The sequence below is a fragment of the Sphingomonas sp. Leaf407 genome (genome assembly GCF_001425385.1).
Lineage (GTDB): Bacteria > Pseudomonadota > Alphaproteobacteria > Sphingomonadales > Sphingomonadaceae > Sphingomonas.
The window spans coordinates 62,147-81,710 of the sequence record NZ_LMQO01000005.1; the positions used below are offsets into that span (position 1 = coordinate 62,147).

The 19,564-nt window shown below is 67.1% G+C and carries 10 protein-coding genes; 4 read left to right on the plus strand and 6 right to left on the minus strand.

What is annotated here, in order from left to right:
- Nucleotides 1-122 precede the first annotated feature (122 nt).
- The 5 genes from ASG37_RS14450 to ASG37_RS14470 form a co-directional block, all read right to left on the minus strand.
- Complete coding sequence (locus tag ASG37_RS14450; protein ID WP_055761799.1) at nt 123-1,145, minus strand: Ldh family oxidoreductase; 1,023 nt, start codon at nt 1,143-1,145, stop codon at nt 123-125.
- Nucleotides 1,142-3,505, minus strand: coding sequence for a glycoside hydrolase family 127 protein (locus ASG37_RS14455; protein WP_055762412.1), 2,364 nt, complete (start codon nt 3,503-3,505; stop codon nt 1,142-1,144). Before ASG37_RS14455 ends, ASG37_RS14450 begins: the two co-directional genes overlap by 4 nt.
- Nucleotides 3,506-3,741: 236 nt before the next feature.
- Complete coding sequence (locus tag ASG37_RS14460; protein WP_055761800.1) at nt 3,742-6,012, minus strand: DPP IV N-terminal domain-containing protein; 2,271 nt, start codon at nt 6,010-6,012, stop codon at nt 3,742-3,744.
- Nucleotides 6,009-9,098 (minus strand): glycoside hydrolase family 2 TIM barrel-domain containing protein, encoded by a 3,090-nt coding sequence (locus tag ASG37_RS14465; protein ID WP_055761803.1) that lies wholly within the window; start codon nt 9,096-9,098, stop codon nt 6,009-6,011. Before ASG37_RS14465 ends, ASG37_RS14460 begins: the two co-directional genes overlap by 4 nt.
- 53 nt (nt 9,099-9,151) lie before the next feature.
- Entirely contained in the window at nt 9,152-12,106 is a 2,955-nt protein-coding gene (locus ASG37_RS14470; protein WP_156349224.1) for a TonB-dependent receptor domain-containing protein, read from the minus strand.
- Between the two features lie 238 nt (nt 12,107-12,344).
- Between ASG37_RS14470 and ASG37_RS14475 the strand changes: the two genes are divergently transcribed.
- Nucleotides 12,345-14,387, plus strand: a complete 2,043-nt coding sequence (locus tag ASG37_RS14475; protein ID WP_055761806.1) for a carbon starvation CstA family protein — start codon at nt 12,345-12,347, stop codon at nt 14,385-14,387.
- Nucleotides 14,371-14,559 carry a YbdD/YjiX family protein gene (locus ASG37_RS14480; RefSeq protein WP_055761808.1) on the plus strand — a complete coding sequence of 63 codons (189 nt, stop codon included), beginning with the start codon at nt 14,371-14,373 and terminating at the stop codon, nt 14,557-14,559. Before ASG37_RS14475 ends, ASG37_RS14480 begins: the two co-directional genes overlap by 17 nt.
- Nucleotides 14,560-14,691: 132 nt before the next feature.
- On the opposite strand, the gene ASG37_RS14485 is transcribed toward ASG37_RS14480, so the two are convergent.
- Complete coding sequence (locus ASG37_RS14485) at nt 14,692-16,239, minus strand: cryptochrome/photolyase family protein (protein WP_055761811.1); 1,548 nt, start codon at nt 16,237-16,239, stop codon at nt 14,692-14,694.
- 30 nt (nt 16,240-16,269) lie between these two features.
- On the opposite strand from ASG37_RS14485, the gene queF reads away from it, so the two are divergent.
- Complete coding sequence (gene queF, locus ASG37_RS14490) at nt 16,270-16,713, plus strand: preQ(1) synthase (protein WP_055761814.1); 444 nt, start codon at nt 16,270-16,272, stop codon at nt 16,711-16,713.
- A 575-nt stretch (nt 16,714-17,288) separates the two neighbouring features.
- On the plus strand, nt 17,289-19,556 hold the full coding sequence (locus tag ASG37_RS14495; protein WP_055761817.1) for a glycosyltransferase family 4 protein: 2,268 nt from the start codon (nt 17,289-17,291) through the stop codon (nt 19,554-19,556).
- The last annotated feature ends 8 nt before the right edge of the window (nt 19,557-19,564 follow it).

The following is a 19,564-nucleotide window of genomic DNA, read 5'->3' on the forward strand; positions in this document are numbered from 1 at the left end:
CCCGGACTGGTTCCGGGGTCCACTTGTCGGCGAGCGATGCGTGTCGTGGATCGGGCGACGACGTTCGTGGCGAGGTGGACCCCAGAACCAGTCCGGGGTGGGGATAGGGGTGTCGTTCCGCATCACTTCGCCTTTCCTGCCACTGCGTCGATGTCCGTGAGCAGCGCCCGCGACACCCGCACCCCTTCGCGTTCACTGACCGCGCGGGCGGCGTGGCGGCGGCTGCCGGGCAGGCGCGCGCCCTGCCCCTCGATCGCCTCGAACATCGCCTCGGCACGCGCGAGATGGTCGGCCGCCGCGTCGCCGAGGAAGCCGGCGGGATCGATCGCGAGGATCAGTTCGCCGCCGATCGGCGATCCCTTGCGGCCCGCATCGCGCGCGATCGATTCGGCGCTGGTCAGGTCGCCGATCAGCGGCCCGGCAATCAGTTCGACCATCGCCGCCAGCGCCGACCCCTTGTGCCCGCCGAAGGTGCGCATCGCGCCGGCCAGTACCGCTTGTGCGTCGGCGCTGGGGTTGCCGTCGGGGTCGATGCCCCAGTCGGTCGGGATGGCCTTGCCGGCGCGGCGGTGCAGCTCGATCTCGCCGCGCGCCACCATCGAGGTCGCGAAGTCGAACACGAACGGGTTGGGGCCCGGGCGCGGCCAGCCGAATGCGATCGGGTTGGTGCCGAACACCGGCTTCGTGCCGCCCGCCGGCGCGACCCACGCATGGCTGGGGGTGAAGGCGAGTGCCACGAGGCCGTCGGCGACCAGCGCCTCGACCTCGGGCCAGAGTGCTGCAAAATGGACGATGTTGTTGAGCGCCATGGCGGCGATGCCGTTCGCACGGGTCGCCTCGACCAGTGCTTCGCGGCCCGTCTCGAACGCCAGTTGCGCGAAACCACCCTGCCCGTCGACGCGGACCAGCGCGGGTTTGGGCCGCGAGAGGACCGGCACCGCATCGGGCACCACCACCCCGCTGGCGACGCTGTGCGCGGCGACGAGCAGGCGGTAGAGGCCATGGCTTCCGCAGCCGTCGCGCTCGCCCGCGACCATCGTCTCGGCAACCGCGACGACATGCGGTTCGGAGAGGCCGACGCGGCGCAGCGTGGCGCGGGCATAGGCGCGCACCTCGTCCAGCGTCATCAGGACGGTGTCGCTCATGCGGTCGTCCCCGGCTTGGCGGTGAACAGGCGCATGCCGAACACCGGGCCGGCGGTGTTCTTGTCGTGCGGCACGACGCGGATGGTGATCTTCGCCTTGCCGCGGGTCAGCGGTTCGGGGACCGGATAGTCGACGTCGAAGAACGTCCCCGGCCGGCTGCGGTCGAGCGACTGGGTGGCGATGCGCTGATTGTCGACGAGGATGTCGAACGAGCGCTTGCCCTCGTCGCCCCAATAGGTCGCCTGCAGCACCAATGGGCCGGGCTTCACCGCCATGGTGAACTGGAAGAAGCCGCCGGTGCGCGCGTCGCGCCCGGCGCGGCCGCGATAGCTGAGCGGGTAGGAGATGTCGGAGGTGAGATTGTGGTCGCGCTCGGGCTGCATTTCGCCGAGGTGCATCACGTCGACCGAGCGGGCGGCGAGTTCACGCTCGTCGGCCTGCCGCTTGCGGAAGGCGGCTTCCTCGACCGCCCATTCGCTATCGGTGAAGCGGCGGAAATAGACCGCGCTGCGCCGGTCGTACTGGCGATAGAAGGGGACGAAGGTCAGGTCGCCGGGGCGGATGAGACTGGCGGTGCGATATTGCGCTTCCTCAAGGGCAACGGGCTGGAACCGGGCGAGCAGGTCGTCGCCGACCATTGCCGGATCGGGCTGGTCCCATGTCCCGTCGGCGCGGCCGAGGTCGCCGGCCAGCACCAGCGGCCCGCGCAGCACCGCGACGGTCTGCGCATCGCCCGGCGTTGCCTCCAGCCGCAGGTCGAGCGGCAGGCGGATCGTCACGCGGTCGCCGGCCTTCCAGCGGCGATCGATCACCGCATAGCCGCTCGCGCGGGCGGCATCGTGCGGGCGGTCGTTGACCAGTATCTCGGCCGACTTCGCCCAGCCGGGGATACGCAGCGCGACCGGGAAGCGGCCGGCTTTGCCGAGCGTGGTGAAGGTCAGCGTCGCCTGGCCGTCGAACGGATAGTCGGTGGCAAGGCCGACCCGCGCGCTGCGCGCCGCCCACTCGGCGTCGGCGGGGATATAGAGGTTCACGATCAGCGTATCGTCGCCCGACCAGAAGATGCTCTCGCCGTGCTTGGCGTGGCTTTCCATGCCGGTGCCGACGCAGCACCAGAATTCCTCGCCATCGGGGGCCGAATATTCGCGCTTCGTGCCGGTCATCAGCGGGGTCATGTAGGTGAAGCCGCCGTTCACCGGCTCCTGCTGCGCCATGACGTGGTTGAGGTGGGCGCGTTCGTAATAGTCGAACAGCGCGCCGTCGGGTGCCCAGCCATAGAGGTGGCGGGTGAGTTTAAGCATGTTGTAGGTGTTGCAATGCTCGCACGTCTGTTCGGTGATGTGCTGGGCGATGCTGTCGGGCGCGCTGAAATATTCGCGGTCGGCGTTGCCGCCGATGACATAGCTGTGGTGGCGCGTGACGCGCTCCCAGAAGAAGCGCGCGGCGGTGGCGTGGCCCGGATTGCCCGTGATCTCGTACAGCCGGGCGAGGCCGATGAGTTTGGGCACTTGGGTATTGGCGTGGATATTGGCCAGTTCGTCGCGCTTCTCGGTCAGCGGGACCAGCACTTTTTTATGGTAGATGCGCTCGGCGAGTTTGAGCCAGCGCGGGTCGTTGGTGCGCGCATGGAGTTCGGCGAAACTCTCGTTCAGCCCGCCGTGTTCGCAGGCGAGGACCTGCTGCACCTGATCGTCGGTGAGCGCGGCGAATACCCGGTCGATATAGCCGCCCAAGGCCACCATGATCGCCGTCGCCTTGGGCGAAGGGCCGATATGGTCGAGGACGTCGAACAGCCCGGTATAGAGCTTGTGCCAGTTGTAGAACGGCACCCAGCAGCCGTTGAGATCGAACCCGGCCGAGCGGATGTCGCCGCCCATGATCTCGGGGAAGATTTCCTTCCCGTTGACGATCGTGCCGTCGCGGCGCTTGCGGCTGAACCCGGCGACATAGCCGTCGGCGGCCTGACACGCGACCAACTCGTCGATGATGTACGCGGCGCGCGCCGCGCAATCGGGGCAGCCGGTCTGGGCATGGGTCAGCGCGAGGCCGGAGAGATAATGGCCGAGCGTGTGGCCGGCGATGGTGTCGCTTTCCCAGCCGCCATAGACTTTGCCCTTGGGGGCGAGGCCGGCGAAGCTGCGATAATTGTGCAGCAGCCGGTCGGCATCGAGCCGCAGCAGATAGGCACGATTGACCTCGACCGCGCGGGCATAGTCCGACGGGCGCAGCCGCACCGCCGACAGGGGCAGCGGTTTGGGATGCGCGGGCAGCGCGGCGGTCATCCCCCGCGCGGCGGCGGGCAGCGTGGCCAGCGGCAGCGCGGCACCGCTGGCGAGGAAGCGGCGGCGGTCGATCGGCATATCCATCCCCTGTGAATACCGTATACGATAGGGCCGGGGGTGGGTTTGTCAATCTGGGACGGATCGACATTCCGCGAAAGGTTCGGCTTCTCCCCTCCCTGACAAGGGAGGGGCGGGGGTGGGTTGGTCGATTGTGGAACGCTCGTCTTTCCTCGCAGGCCTACCCACCCCCAGCCCCTCCCTTGTCAGGGAGGGGAGCAATGTTGCGGGACGACGCGGCTGAAGGTCGATCAACCCTATCGCGCGTTCCAGTCGCTCACCCCCTCCCCGCGCAGCGTGCGCAGGAAGAAGTCGTACTGGCGGCGCATCGCGTAGGGCACCGGGCCGGTCGAGCGGCCCGCGCCATGTTCGCCGTTGGGCACGACCAGCAGGTCGAAGCGTTTGCCTGAGCGGACCAGCGCGTCGACGACCTGCGTGGTCGAGGCGGGGTCGACGTTCGAATCCTGTTCGCCGACGACCAGCAGCAGCTCGCCTTTCAGCTTCGCGGCATGGACCACGCCCGATCCGGCGAGATAGCTGGCATCGACCGGCCAGCCGAGCCATTGTTCGTTCCAGTCGATCTTGTCCATGCGGTTGTCGAAACACCCGGCATAGGCGACCCCGGCCTTGTAGACATCGCCATGGAACAGCAGCGCGTTCAGCGTGCTCTGCCCGCCCGCCGATCCGCCGTAGATGCCGACGCGGGTGAGATCGACCGCTGCATCCTTGGCCGCCAGCGCGCGCAGCCATGCGATGCGATCGGGGAAGCCCGAGTCGGCGAGGTTCTTCCACGCGACGTCGTGAAACGCCTTCGAGCGGTTGGCGGTGCCCATGCCGTCGATCATCACGACGATGAAGCCCAGATCGGCCTGCTGCTGCATGCCGATCACCTTGTCGCCGCCCGAATAGCCGCCGAACGGCCAGAAGCCCTTGGGCACGAAGCTGTCGTGCGGGCCGGCGTAGATGTTCTCGATCACCGGATAGCGCCTGGCGGGGTCGTAACCCTGCGGGCGGACGACGATCCCGTGGATATCGGTGACGCCGTCGCGGCCCTTCGCCACGAAACGTTCGGGCGGGTGATAGCCGGCGGCGGTCAGGCGGGTGATATCGCCGCGCTCCAGCACCGCGACCAGCCGCCCGTCGGGGCCACGCAGCTCGCTCGTCTCGGGCAGGTCGCTGCGCGAATAGGTGTCGACATAGCGGCCCATGTCGGGGGCGAAGCGGACCTCGTGGGTGGCGTTCGCGGTGGTGAGGCGCGTGAGGTTGCGCCCGTCGAAATCGATACGGAACCAGTGTTTGTAATAGGGGTCCTCGCCCGGCACATAGCCGCTGGCCGAGAACCAGATCTGCCGCTTGCCCTCGTCCACCTTCGCGATGTCGCGTACCAGCCACTTGCCGCGCGTGATCTGCCGCTTCACCCGGCCGGTGCGGCCATCGACCAGATAGAGGTGCCGCCAGCCGTCGCGCTCGGAGGTCTGGATCAGCTCGGCGCCGTCCCTGCCCAGATCATGGGTGAAGATGCGGTCGCGGAACACGAAGGTCGTGGACTCGTCGCTCGCCGCGACATGCGCCTGGCCGCTCGCCGCATCGACCACGATCCGCTTTGCCGCGCCGAAGCCGCGCCGGACATAGTCGAACGCCAGCGTCCGCCCATCGGGCCGCCAATAGGGGGCACTGAGGGTATAGGCGTTGGGGAACAGCGTGTCGGCGATGTCGGTGTGCTTGGCCGTAGCGACATCGAACAGCACCGGCTGTTCGCGGTCCACCGTGTCGCCGGGCTTGGGATAGAGTTGCTGCACCACTTCGGGCTGGACCCGGCCGGGGGGCGCGGCGACGATGCGCGTCACCATCCGGGGATAGCCGGGGCGGACGCGATAGACCGCGACATGGCGGCCATCGGGCGACCACGCGATGGTTTCGGGATCGTGGAAGTCGCCGGGCGATCCGTCCTGCGCGCGCCACTTCTCCGCGCCGCCGCCAGCGGCGCGCACCACCAGATTATCGTCGACCACCAGTGCTTCGAGACTGCCGTCGGGCGAGCGGCGGGGCGTGTTGTCTGCAGGCTGGCGCAGGTCGCGCACCACGCCGAAACCGCGGTCGCGCTGCGGCACCGGTTCGGGCAGCCGTGCGCATACCGGCTGGATCAGCGTGCAGCGCATGCGGACCTCGCCGAGGGGCAGCTCGATCGCCTTGCGCCCGTCGACATAGGCGAAGCGGTCGAACGGCAGGCGCAGCGGATCTACGGGCACGCCGCCCGCCTTGGTCAGCGCGGCGGCGATGGCAGCGGCGTCGAACGCGGGGGACTTGGCGAGGGTGGCCGCATCGACGTCGATAAAGACGAAGCCGCCCTCGACCGTCTTGCGATAATGGAAATGGCGGCCGTCCGCGTCCCACTGCGCCGGTTCGGCGATGTCGCGGGTCAGCCATTGCCAGCGCTCGCGCAAGGCGAGCGAAGCGTCGATCCGCGCCGGCACGTCCTGCGCCGCCGCCGGCGCGGCGACCAGCGCGAGCGCGAGGAGCGCCCTCACTTCACCGTCCCCAGAGTAAACGCGAAAGTCGTGGGCCTGAGCGCGATGCGATAGGCCATGTGCGGTCGTCCATCGAGGTTCCAGCCGGTATCGCCGCCGACCCCGGCCTGCGCCGCGTCGATCAACAGGCTGGGCAGCCCATGGGCCGTGATCTCGCTGCTGTGTTTCTTCGTTTCGAGGTCGGCATAGGGAAAGGCCAGCGCATTGACCGACAGCGGCTGGACCCCGGTGACGCGCAGGCTTGGCAGCCCGGCCCCGCTCAGCGTCACCCGGCGCACGTCCTGTTTCGCGCCGGTTTCCTGCGGGCGGGCATAGCCGTGCGCCTGTTCCGCGAGCGTGCCGTGCCACTCGGCAATCAGCCCCGACACCTTGCGATCGGCATAGGTTTCGTGGGGGCCGCGCCCGTACCAGCCGATCCGGTCGAAACCCTGCGCACCGCTGAACGCGAGGCCCATGCGCAGCGGATCGGGCAGCGTGTCGCGGTGCGGGGTGAAGGTCATCGTCACGCCGACGCTGCCGTCACGGCCCATGGTCCAGCGGGTGACGGTGTCGACCGATCCCACCCCCATGTCGTGGCGCACGACGATCGCGTCGCCCTCCACGCCCACGCCATCGACGCGGCGGTTGTTCGAGAATTGCTTCCACATCGCATGGCTCTTCAGCACGCCGGTGCCGATGTCGTTGTCGGTCGGCGCGCGCCAGAAATTGGGCGCGCCGCCGGTCAGCAACGTCGTGCCGCCGCGCGCGTAGCGGCGGACGAGGCCGCTTGCCCGCTCGATCTCCAGCACCGCATCACCGCTGGCGAGGCGCAGCATATCGGCATCGACGACCGGCGCGACCCCGCCGGGCAGCGGCACCGCGCGTGGTGGCGACAGCGCGAACTGGTCCCAGCCGACGACATGGCCCGCCGGCACCAGCGGGATCGCCCCCGCCCGTGCCCGCGCGCGCAGCACCAGCCGCCGTTCGGCTTGGCGGTCGCGCGGGGCGGGCAGCGTCAGCGCGAGCGGCGCGGTCTGCCCCGGGGCCACCACCGGCGTAGGGATCGTGCCGGCGGCGACCGGGCGTCCGTCCTCCAGCACTTCCCAGTCGAGCGTGAAGCGCGACAGGTCGATATGATCGTGGTGGTTGACGACGCGGTAGCCCCCGGCGGCCTCAACGAAAGCGATCGGCGACTGGACCTTGGCCAGTTCGTGATATTCGGGGTCGGGCGTCCGGCCGGAGCGGATCACGCCGTCGCCGACCGGGCTGTCGTCGCCGCCCTTGTTGGCGAAATCGGGGCCTTGCGCGAAATAGTCACGGCCCGCCGCGTCCTTCAGGATCACCGTCTGGTCGACCCAGTCCCACACGAAGCCGCCCTGTAGCTTCGGATAGGCGCGGATCACGTCCCAGTACTCGGCGAAGTTGCCGAGGCTGTTGCCCATCGCATGGGCATATTCGCACAGGATCAGTGGCTGTTTCAGGTCGCCCTGCCGCGCATAGTCGGCGATCTTGAGCGTATCGTCGTACATCGGCGCGAAGATGTCGACATAGCGGTTCACCGGATGGCGCCAGCCGCTCATGCTCCACCCGAGGAAGCTGATGAGCCGCGTCCGGTCATGCGCGCGGACCCATGCGGCGGCATCCTCGAAGCTTTGCCCCACGCCGGTTTCATTGCCGAGCGACCAGAAGAGGATCGAGGGGTGGTTGCGGTCACGCTCGACCATGCGCTGCACCCGGTCGAGATGCGCCGCGCGCCACTTGGGGTCGTTGCCGAGCAGCACCGAGGGGTCGTTGTCGCGCTCCTGCGAGAGACTGAGATAGCCGTGGCTCTCGATATTGGCCTCGTCCATCACGTACAGGCCGACCTCGTCGGCAAGGTCGTACCAGCGCGGGTCGTTGGGATAGTGCGAGGTGCGCACCGCGTTGATATTGGCGCGCTTCATCAGTTCGAGGTCGCGGCGCATCGTCGCTTCGGAGACGATGCGGAAGGTGTGCGGGTCGTGTTCGTGGCGGTTGACGCCGCGGATCATGATGCGGCGACCGTTCACCCGCACCTCGCCGCCCGCCACTTCGACGGTGCGGAAACCGATGCGGCGGCTGGTCGCCTCGACCACCCGGCCTTGGGCGTCGAGCAGTTCGACCAGCAGCGTGTAGAGTTCGGGCGTCTCTGCGCTCCACTGACGCACGGTGGGAATCGTGGCGGTGAGCGTCGCGTGGGGTGCGGCGACCGGAGCGGTCTGCGTCCACGCATTGAGTTTGCCATCGAGCAAGGTCGCGCGGACCTGCGTTCCCGCCCCTGCCCCGGCGGTATCAATGCCGAGGCTCAGCCGCCCGTCGCGATAGGCGGCGTCCAACCCCGCCTCGACCGACAGGTCGCGCAGGCGGGTCTGCGGCGCGGCGTACAGCGTGATGCCGCGCTCGATGCCGTTGACGCGCCAGAAGTCCTGATCCTCCAGATAGCTGCCATCGGCGTAGCGATAGAGTTCGATCGCGACCGTGTTGCGGCCGGGTCTGGCGGCGGCGGTGACGTCGAACTCGGCGGGAAGCTTGCTGTCCTCGGAATAGCCGATGCGCACGCCGTTGACCCACAGATAATAGGCCGCGCCCGCCGCGCCGATCGTCAGCAGCAGGCGGCGGCCGGCGAAGTACGGCGGCACGATGACATCGCGGCGATACGAGGCGACCTCGTTGAGCTTGTGGTCGATCAACGGCTGGTTGCGCGGGAACGGATAGCCGCTGCCGACGAACACCGGCCCGCCATGCCCCGCCGCCTGCAGGATGCCGGGCACCGCCATCTTTCCCCAGCGCGATACGTCGTAGGACGGGGCCTCGAACCCGACCGGACGCGCTTCTGGCGTGGGCGAGAGCTGCATCGCCCAGTCGCCGTTCAGCGACAGATGATAGCGCGAGGCGGCGGGGTCGCCCGCCAGCGCCTTGGCCCGGCTTTCATAGCCATCGAAGGTCGCGTGCATCGGTTCGGCGCCGATGCGGATCACCTCGGGCCGTTCCCATTCGGCAGGTGGCGGGGGCGTGGTCTGGGCGCTGGCCGGGGTGGCGAGCAGCGCCGCCAGCAGCAGCGGAAAACGGCGTCGCGCGCGAAGGGTCATGCGGCCTCGGACAAAAAGGACCGGCGGGACGATGCCCGCCGGTCGTACCGGTATCAGAACTCGGCGGTCAGACCGACGAAGAACGAGCGCCCGGCGACGTCGTAGATGCCGGGATAGGTGTTGCCGTTGCCGAAGCTGGCGAGCACCCCTTGCGCGATCGCCGGCGGGTCCTTGTCGAACAGGTTGTTGACGCCGATGCGCAGCGCAATGTCCTGCTTCACCATGAACGATGCCGCCAGATCGAAGTAATTATAGGCGGGGATTTCGGCGTTGACGACATAGGTGGCGCCGGTCAGCGACGGATCGCTGGTGTTGAGCGACAGCTTGGTGCCGCCGATATAGCGCCAGTTGAGCGAGAGGGTCGCGAAATCATCGGCGGTCGTATAGCTGAAACGCGCCTGATGCCGCCATTCGGGCGAAGGCTGGCCGCAGGTGGCACCGAACAGCCCCTTGCAGTCATAGGAGGCGAGACCCGGCAGCGGCTGCGTCGTCAGGTCGCGCAACCAGGTGCCGACGAAATTGACGTCCATCCGGCCAATCGCCGTCTTGCCGCTGTAGTTCAGCCCAACGTCGACACCGCTGGTAGAGAGCGAACCGGTGTTCTGCGTGGTCGAGGTGATATAGCCCGCGGTCGTCGCGTCGCCGCCGAACAGCGACCCCGTGCGTGGATTGCGGCTGAACAGCGAACAGAAGAACGGATCGCCGGTCGACACGCACTGGCTGATCGCCAGCGGCACCGGGATCGAACCGATATAGTCCTTCACCTTGATGTTGAAGTAATCGACCGACAGCGACAGGCCACGGATGAACCGCGGGGTGAGGACGATGCCGGCGGTATAGGTGTCGGCCTGCTCGGGCTTGAGCGCGGGATTGCCGCCGAAGAAGCCGGTGCACTGCTCGCTGGGGCATTCGAGGATGGTGCCATATTGCTGGGCGGTGACGCCGGTGCGCTGGCACTGCGCCAGCGTCGCGGTGGGCGACACGGTGTTCGGATCATTGTCGACGACACCGGCGCACGGGTCCTGCGTCGTGACGTTGCCCGGGCTCTGCGCGCTGAACAATTCGGAGATGTTGGGCGCGCGGATCGCGCGATTGTAGCCGGCGCGCAGCCGCAGGTCCTGCACCGGTGCCCAGGCGATCTCGCCCTTGTAAGTGCTGATCTTGTCGTTGTTGCCGCTGTACTTCGACAGGCGATAGCCGCCGACCAGCGTCAGTTCCTCGAAGAACGGCTTGCCCTGCACGATCGGCAAGCTGACTTCGGTGAATACTTCGGACACGTTGAAGCCGCCAGCGATCTCCTTGGTGCCCTTGGCCAGCGCCAGCGCGTCGGCCCGGAACTCGAGGCTTTCGCGGCGATGCTCGAAGCCGACCACCGCGCTGATGCCGTCGTCGGCCCACGGCAGCTTCATGCCATATTCGCCGCCATCGAACGTCATGGTGGCGTTCAGCACGGTTTCCTTGTCCAGCCCTTCGGTGCTGGTCGGCGCATAGATATAGTTCAGCCCCGCTTCGGACAGCCCGCCGAACTGGAACACGTTGAGCGGTACGCAGGCCGGATCGGACTTGTCGACCACCGACAGACACGTCGGCACGCCGCCCACGTTGACGACCTTCAGCCCCTTGTTCGCCTTCACCGGATCGATGTCGTTGCGATAGGTTTCGTTGAAGATCACGGTCGAGAACAGCGCGTTCGCATCATAGCGGATGCCGCGCGCGATCTGCCCGCGCACGCCGCCGGTGACGCGGTAGTCGGTATGGCGCAGGTCGTCGCGACGCGGCTTGGCCGGTGCCGCGACCGGACGATAGCCGATGAACACGTCCTGCTGCGCCGCGGTGCCGTACGCGGTGCCGCACAGGAGCTGTCCCTGCTGCGCGCTCATCAGCGGATTGTTACAGTTGATGTTGTAGGTATAGCCCTGGAACAGCGCGGACGGCGCGATCTGCGAATTGGTCCGGTCGTCCATGAACATGAAACTGCCATAGAGTTCGGCGGCCGAGTTCACTTCGTAATGCGCGAAGGCACCGGCGGTGTAACGGGTGTCGTTACGCTGGAAATAGTTGAGCGGAGCGTAGTTGTAGCGGAAGCTGCTATTATACTGCGCCCACGTCTTTTGGCCATCCATCGTGTTGTTGTAGCCGCCGGGCGCGATACCGGTGCGCAGCGGTACGAAGCGGCCATACATGTTGTTCGACGATCCGCCGCAGGTCAGCGCGGTGGCCTGCGCTGGATTTCCGGAGAAGACCGGGTCGAGCGCGCAGGCCGACACATCGCGGTTGTACTGGAGGATCGGCTTCACGTCGCGATAGCCGAAGAACGCGGTCACATTGCCCCTGCCGTCGTCCAAATTGGCGCCGAACGCCAGGCTGGCATCCAACCGCTGGCCGTCGACCGGCGATCCAGTGGGCACGCTGAATCCGGCCGAGCGGACCAGCGCGCGGCGATCGGCATTGTCGTTGATGTGCGCCGAAAAGCCGTATTGCACGTCGCCCTTCACGCCGTTCAGGTCGTCGCGCAGGATGAAGTTGATGACGCCCGACACCGCGTCCGATCCATAGACCGCCGAGGCGCCGCCGGTGACGACGTCGATCCGTTCGACCAGCGCGGTCGGCACGAAGTTGAGGTCGGTCGCCTGGATCGGCAGCAGCCGCTGGCCGTTGATGAGGACGAGGTTGCGGTTGCTGCCGAGGTTGCGCAGGTTGACGCGCGCGGTGCCGTCCGACCCGTTCGACACGTTCTCGTTCGCATCGGGGGTGATCTGCGGCAGGCGGTTCAGCACGTTTTCGATGTTGGTCGCACCCTGCAACCTGATCTCGGCGGCGCTGACCGCCGTCAGTGGGCTGTTGCTGACCAGGCCGGGGTTGGGCAGGCGCGAGCCGGTCACGACGATCGCTTCGTCCTCGGCCGGATCGGCCGGCGGCGGCGTCGTTTGGGCAAAGGCCGGCATCGCAAGGCCGATCGCCAGTGTCGCCATGCTGGAACCACGCAACAATCGCATGAAATCGGTCATTTTATTTCCCCCGTTTTCTACTCGGGCAAAGTATATGTCCATAAACTGATATATATCAAATATATTATACGATTGTATCCGAAGGGTTTAGGACGCATAGGCCCTTTCGCCCACCGCCGCTTTGCTGGCATGATCCGCCGCGACCGGCCCGACGACCATGGCCGGCGTGACAGGGGAAGCGACGGCGATGGCGGCAGCGGGATTAGCGGACGGGCCGGCACCGATCCTGCCGGCGACGATGGCGGCGCGCGCGGGCTGGGCGGTGCTGGCGCTGGTCGGCGCGGGCGCGCTGGGCGTGGTCGCGCTGACGCGCGGCGAGAGCGTGAACGCGCTGTGGATCGTCATCGCGGCGCTCAGCGTCTATCTGATCGCGTACCGCTTCTATGGCCTGTTCATCGCGCGGCGCGTGCTGGCGGTCGATCCCGCCCGCCCCACCCCGGCGGTGCGCCGCGCCGACGGGCTCGATTTCGTCGCGACCGACCGCCACGTCCTGTTCGGCCATCATTTCGCGGCGATCGCCGGCGCGGGGCCGCTGGTGGGGCCGGTGCTGGCGGCGCAGATGGGCTATCTGCCGGGCACGCTCTGGCTGCTGGTCGGCGTGGTATTCGCCGGCGCGGTGCAGGATTTCCTGATCCTGTTCTTCTCCACCCGGCGCGATGCACGGTCGCTCGGCGACATGATCCGCTCGGAAATGGGGGTGGTGCCCGGCACCATCGCGCTGATCGGCGTGCTGATGATTATGGTCATCCTGCTCGCGGTGCTGGCGCTGGTGGTGGTGAAGGCGCTGACCGGCAGTCCGTGGGGCACCTTCACCGTCTTCGCGACGATCCCGATCGCGCTGCTGATGGGCGTCTATGGCCGCTTTATCCGTCCGGGGCGCATCGCCGAGATGTCGGCGATCGGCTTCGTGCTGCTGATGGCGGCGATCGTCGGCGGCGAGCCGGTCGCGCGGTCCGCGACGCTGGCGCCGTGGTTCACCTATAGCGGACCGGCGCTGGCGCTGATCCTGATGGGATACGGCTTCGTCGCCTCGGTCGTGCCGGTGTGGCTGTTGCTGGCGCCGCGCGATTATCTGTCGACCTTCCTCAAGATCGGGGTGATCGCGGGACTCGCGCTCGGCATCCTGATCGTGCGGCCGCAACTGGAGATGCCGGCCGTCACCAAGTTCATCGACGGGACCGGGCCGGCGTTTTCGGGCACGTTGTTCCCGTTCCTGTTCATCACCATCGCGTGCGGCGCGGTGTCGGGGTTCCATGCGCTGATCGCCAGCGGCACCACGCCCAAGATGATCGCGAGCGAGGGGCATCTGCGCTACATCGGCTATGGCGCGATGCTGACCGAAAGCTTCGTCGCGGTGATGGCGCTGATCGCCGCCTGCGTGCTCGACCCCGCCGTGTATTTCGCGATGAACGCGCCGCCCGCCCTTATCGGCACGACGGCGGTCGAGGCGGCGCGGACGATCGGCGAGTGGGGCTTCACCGTCACGCCGCAGATGCTCGACCAACTGGCGCGCGACGTGGGCGAGACGACGATCCTGAGCCGCGCGGGCGGCGCGCCGACGCTGGCGGTGGGCATGGCGCATATCCTCAGCCAAGTGATCGGCGGGCCGGGGATGATGGCGTTCTGGTATCATTTCGCGATCCTGTTCGAAGCGCTGTTCATCCTGACCACGGTCGATGCCGGCACTCGCGTCGCGCGGTTCATGATCCAGGACCTGCTCGGCAGCATGGTGCCGGTGATGAAGGACACCAGCCGCACCGCGCCCAACCTGATCGCGACCGCGCTGGCCGTCGCGGCATGGGGGTATTTCCTCTACAGCGGCGTCACCGATCCGCTGGGCGGGATCAACACGCTGTGGCCGTTGTTCGGCATCTCGAACCAGATGCTGGCGGCGATCGCGCTGACGCTGTCGACCGTCCTGCTCTTCAAGATGAAGCGGCAGCGCTATGCGTGGGTGACGATCCTGCCGACCGTGTGGCTGTTGATCTGCACGCTGACCGCCGGGTGGCAGAAGCTGTTCCATCCCAATCCGCGCATCGGCTTCCTTGCGCATGCCGAGCAATTCTCGACCGCGCTCGCCGAAGGGCGGTTGCTGGCCCCGGCCAAGAGCGTCGCCGAGATGCAGCGGATCATCCTGAACGACCGGATCGATGCGATCCTGTGCGCCTTCTTCATCGCGGTGGTGCTGGCGATCGTGTTCTACGGCATCGCCGGGGCGCGCCGCGCGCTGGCAAGCGACACCCCCACCACGCGCGAGGTCGGCGATGCGCTTCCTGCATAGGGCGGCGCAGACTGCGCGGCTGATGGTCGGCGTGCCCGATTACGACGCCTATGTCGCGCATCGGAACGCCGCGCATCCGGGCGAGCCGGTGATGACGCTGGCCGAGTTCCATCGCGACCGGGTCGACCGGCGCTACGGCGGCGGGAAGGACCGGGTGATGCGGTGTTGTTGAGGGGATACCGGCCTGATCGTCATCCCCGCGCAGGCGGGGATTCATAGACGCTGGCGTCGCGGATCGAGCCGAACCGGTTGCGTGTATGGATTCCCGCCTTCGCGGGAATGACGGAGGGAGCCGGGACCTCCCCTACCCCTCGTACTTCGGCAGCTTGTCGAGCTTCTTCAGAAACCCTTTCGCCTGTTGCAGCACGTCGGCGCGCGTGTCCTCGGCCATCTTGTCCCACGTCCGGTACGGCATCCCCATGCGCGGGTTGCGGCCGAGTTTCTCGCGGTTGCGGTCGAGAAAATCCCAATAGAGCGCATTGAACGGGCAGGCATCCTCCCCCGTCCGCTGCTTCACGTCGTAGCGGCACGCCCCGCAATAATCCGACATCCGGTCGATATACGCTCCCGACGACGCATAGGGTTTCGAGCCGAACAGCCCGCCGTCGCCGAACTGGCTCATGCCCAGCACATTGGGCTGTTCGACCCATTCATAGGCGTCGGCATAGACTTCGAGATACCAGCGTTGCACCTGCACCGGATCGGCACCGATCAGCAGCGCAAAATTGCCCGTCACCATCAACCGCTGGATATGATGGGCATAGGCGTTCTGGAGCGTCTGCCCGATCGCCTGGGCCAGACAGTGCATGTCGGTGTCGCCGGTCCAGTAGAAACCGGGCAGGTCGCGTTTCGCGTTCAGGAAATTGCGGCTGCCATAGTCCGGCCCCTCGCGCCAATAGATGCCGCGGATGAATTCGCGCCAGCCGATGATCTGGCGGATGAAGCCCTCCGCCGCGTTGATCGGCACCTTGCCCTCGTCATAGTGTTTGGCGACGGCTTGGGCGAGGTCGAGCGGATCGAGCAGCCCGGCGTTGATGTAGGGTGAGAGGACCGCGTGCCACAGATACGGCTCGTCGGTCAGCATCGCGTCTTGATTGTCGCCGAAGCGCGGCAGGGCATGGGTCAGGAACGCACGTTGCTGGCGTAGCGCATCCTTGCGCGTCACCGCGAAGTCGAAGCCGTCGAGCGTGCCGGCATGATCGCCGAAGCGGTCGGCGACCAGTGCCAGCACTTCCTGTGTCACGTCATCGGGCGCGAACGACAGCGGGCGCGGCATCATCAGGTCGCGGCCCGGCGGCTTGCGATTGTCCTTGTCGAAATTCCACTTGCCGCCGACCGGCTTGTCACCGTCCATCAGCAACCCGGTTTCGCGGCGCATCTCGCGGTAGAAATATTCCATGCGCAGCTCGCGCCGCCCCTCGGTCCATGTGTTGAACCGGTCGTGGCTGCACAGGAAACGGGTGTCGGCGCGGATGTCGACGGGGATGCCGAACATCGTCTCCCACGCCTCCAGCATCGCTTGCACCCGCCACTCGCCCGGTTCGGTGACGACGATTCGGGCGGGGTCATGCCGTCCGATCGCGCGCGCGACCTCGCCGGTGAAGCTGCCGGCATTGTCGGGATCGTCGAGCGTGACATAGTCCACGGTCCAGCCCGCCTCGCGCAGCGCGGCGGCGTGATGCCGCATCGCGGCGAACAGGAACGCGATCTTCTTGGGGTGATGGCGGACATAGGTCGCTTCCTCGACCACCTCCATCATCAGGATCGTCGTGGCGGCGGGATCGGCGCGCTTCAGCGACGACAGCGTGGCCGTGAGCTGGTCGCCCAGCACCGGGATCAACACCCGTTCCATTCGTGCCCCGCCTTTCCTATGTGGGCGGGCATGGACCCGAAATTCCTTGGCCAGACCAGCCCGCTTCCCGCCACACCGGAAGCCGCCGAGCTCGATTATGTTCCCAATCCGCGGGCAACGCCGTATCTGGTGCGCTTCACCGTGCCCGAATTCACGTCGCTGTGCCCGGTGACGGGACAGCCCGATTTCGCGCATCTGGTGATCGATTACGTGCCCGGCGACACGATCGTCGAATCCAAGTCGCTCAAACTGTTCCTCGGGGCGTTCCGCAACCATGCCGCGTTCCACGAGGATTGCACCGTGGGCATCGCGCAGCGACTGGTCGCGGAGATGCAGCCGGTCTGGCTGCGCATCGGCGGCTATTGGTATCCACGCGGCGGCATCCCGATCGACGTGTTCTGGCAGTTGGGCGAGCCACCCAAGGGGGTATGGGTGCCCGATCAGGATGTGCCGGGCTATCGCGGGCGGGGATAAGCATCCGTTTTCGTGGTGCCGGCCCGATCTCCCAACCTCGTCGTATCACGCGGCTCCGAACGATCCAGGCGGCATCGACAGTCAGCCAATGCTACGGCTTTTCGTCGTTCCCGCGCAGGCGGGAACCCATAGACGCAACGGGTGTGATTCTACCACCGTCGTCGGCGTGTATGGATCCCCGCCTGCGCGGGGATGACGCGCGCGGGGCTAACTCCCCTACCAAAGCTGAATGTCGATCCGGCCCAGGACAGGACGGACCCGTATCGTGCGGAACCGCTCGCCGGGCTGCTCCCCTCCCTGACAAGGGAGGGGCTGGGGGTGGGTCGGCCCGCGAGGGAGGGCAGGCGTTCCACAACCGGCCGACCCACCCCCGACCTCTCCCTTGTCAGGGAGGGGAGAGGTCGGGTGCCGCGTTGAATTGCAATCCGTCCCAACGCCCTGTCGAACAAATGTGACGGTCTGGCGAAAATGCTGCGTCGCAATACGCGCCGCATGCAACTATCTGCGTATCAAAATGTTTCCTCGATGCATACCGCCGCAATGCCGCGGATTCTGCAGCATCAAAAGGAAGCCGGATGGACCGCACCGTCGCCCCCGAATCGCTCGACCGTATCGCGCTGATCGGAAATTTCCTGCCGCGCAAATGCGGCCTGGCGACGTTCACCACCGACACCTACAACGCGCTGCGCGATCGCTATCCCGACCTTCAGGTCGACGTCTATGCGATGGACGACCGGCCGGGTGCCTATGCCTATCCGCCCGCCGTCACCCATGCGATCCCGCAGGACGACCGCATCGCCTATCTCGACGCCGCGCGCCGGATCGAGGCGAGCGGCGCGCAGGCGGTGTGGGTCCAGCATGAATATGGCATCTATGGCGGGTCGGCGGGCGAGCATCTGCTGGCGCTGCTCGACCGGGTCAACGTGCCGGTACTGGTCACGCTGCACACCATCCTCGAACATCCCAATGCCGAGGAGCGTCGCGTCCTCGAAGCGCTGCTGCGCCGCGCCGCCAAGGTGATCGTGATGGCCGAGAAGGGCCGCGAGATTCTGATGCGCGTCCATGGCACCAACAGCCGCCAGATCGCGATGATTCCGCATGGCGTGCCCGATCGCCCGTTCGCCGCCCCCGCAGCGATGAAGCCGGCGTTCGGCTGGGCCGAGCGCGACGTGATCCTGACCTTCGGCCTGCTCGCGCCGAACAAGGGGATCGAGACGATGATCGAGGCGATGCCAGCCGTCGTCGCGCGCCATCCCAATGCGCTGTACGTCGTGCTGGGCGCGACCCATCCGCATCTGGTGGCGCATGAGGGCGAGGCGTATCGCGACCGGTTGAAGGCGCAGGCGGCCGACCTTGGCGTCGCCGACAACGTCGCCTTCGTCGACGCCTTCGTCGAACAGCACGAACTGCTCGACTATCTCCAGGCGGCCGACCTGTATGTCACGCCCTATTCCAATCCGGCGCAGATCACCTCGGGCACGCTGTCCTATGCGGTGGCGATGGGCAAGGTCGTCGTGTCGACCCCCTATGTCCATGCGACCGAGATTCTCGCCGACGATCACGGCATCCTTGTCGATTTCGGCGATGCGGCAGCGTTCGCGCGCGAGATCGACGACCTGCTGTCGAACGATGCCCGCCGCATCGATCTGGCCGCCCGCGCCTATGCGCGGGGCCGCACCATGCTCTGGCCGTGCCTCGTCGAATCGGCGCTGAAGGAGGTGACGGCGGCCTTTGCCGCGCGACCGCGCCGGATGAAGATCGACATGGACCTGACCGCGCTGACCCCCGATTTCGCGGCGGTCGAGCGGATGAGCGACGCCACCGGCATGCTCCAGCATTCGATCTATTCGGTGCCCGATCGCCGTCACGGCTATTGCATCGACGACAATGCCCGCGCGCTGATCCTGATGTCGCAGATCGACGAGATCGACGAGATCGCGCGCGACAAATGGATGACGCTCTATGCCGCGTTCGTCCAATATGCGTGGAACCCCGATCGGCGGCGCTTCCGCAACTTCATGAATTTCGACCGGACGTGGTGCGAGGACGAAGGGTCGGAGGATTCGAACGGCCGCACGCTGTGGGCGCTCGCCATCACCGCGCGCGACGCACGCTCGCGCAAGCACCGCGACTGGGCGCTGTCGCTCTACGAACAGACCGCGTCGATCGCGCTCGACCTCGGCAGCCCGCGCGCCCGCGCCTTCGCCATGCTGGCGGCGGTGGCGATGCTGGAGGTCGTCCCCGGCCACGCGCTGTCGACCGAAATCGCGACGCGGTTCGGCGACGAACTGGTGACGTTGCTCGACACCGCGCGCCGCCCCGAATGGCGCTGGTTCGAAATCGTGCTGGCCTATGACAATGCCCGCCTGCCCGAAGCGATGATCCGCGCCGGCGCGGCACTGGGCCGTGAGGATTTCCTCGACGTCGGCCTCGACACGCTCGACTGGATCGTCGGGCGGCAGACCTCGCCCGAGGGCCGGTTCCGCGCGGTCGGCACCGAAAGCTTCGGGCGCCCCTATGCCGAACCGCTACCGTTCGACCAGCAGCCACTGGAAGCACAGGCCACGGTCGAGGCATGCGTCGCCGCGTTCCACGCAACCGGCGACCGGCGCTGGCGGGACGAGGCGCTCAAGGCCTATCACTGGTATCTGGGGGCCAACGACCTCGACCTGCCGCTGGCGACCGTCGCCGATGGCGGTTGCTTCGACGGGTTGATGCCGACCGGATTGAACCGCAACCAGGGCGCGGAGTCGATTCTCGCGCTGCAACTCGCCTCCTGCGCCATTTCGGCTCTTTCAAAGCGCGGCGCATCCGTGGCAGACCCGCGCCGCGCCGTCGCCTGAACAGGCAC

Coding starts and splice junctions, on each gene's coding strand:
- ASG37_RS14450 (WP_055761799.1), bottom strand. CDS start 1,145: ATGAGCGACACCGTCCTGATGACGCTGGACGAGGTGCGCGCCTATGCC.
- ASG37_RS14455 (WP_055762412.1), bottom strand. CDS start 3,505: ATGCCGATCGACCGCCGCCGCTTCCTCGCCAGCGGTGCCGCGCTGCCG.
- ASG37_RS14465 (WP_055761803.1), bottom strand. CDS start 9,098: ATGACCCTTCGCGCGCGACGCCGTTTTCCGCTGCTGCTGGCGGCGCTG.
- ASG37_RS14470 (WP_156349224.1), bottom strand. CDS start 12,106: ATGACCGATTTCATGCGATTGTTGCGTGGTTCCAGCATGGCGACACTG.
- ASG37_RS14475 (WP_055761806.1), top strand. CDS start 12,345: ATGGCGGCGCGCGCGGGCTGGGCGGTGCTGGCGCTGGTCGGCGCGGGC.
- ASG37_RS14480 (WP_055761808.1), top strand. CDS start 14,371: ATGCGCTTCCTGCATAGGGCGGCGCAGACTGCGCGGCTGATGGTCGGC.
- ASG37_RS14485 (WP_055761811.1), bottom strand. CDS start 16,239: ATGGAACGGGTGTTGATCCCGGTGCTGGGCGACCAGCTCACGGCCACG.
- queF (WP_055761814.1), top strand. CDS start 16,270: ATGGACCCGAAATTCCTTGGCCAGACCAGCCCGCTTCCCGCCACACCG.
- ASG37_RS14495 (WP_055761817.1), top strand. CDS start 17,289: ATGGACCGCACCGTCGCCCCCGAATCGCTCGACCGTATCGCGCTGATC.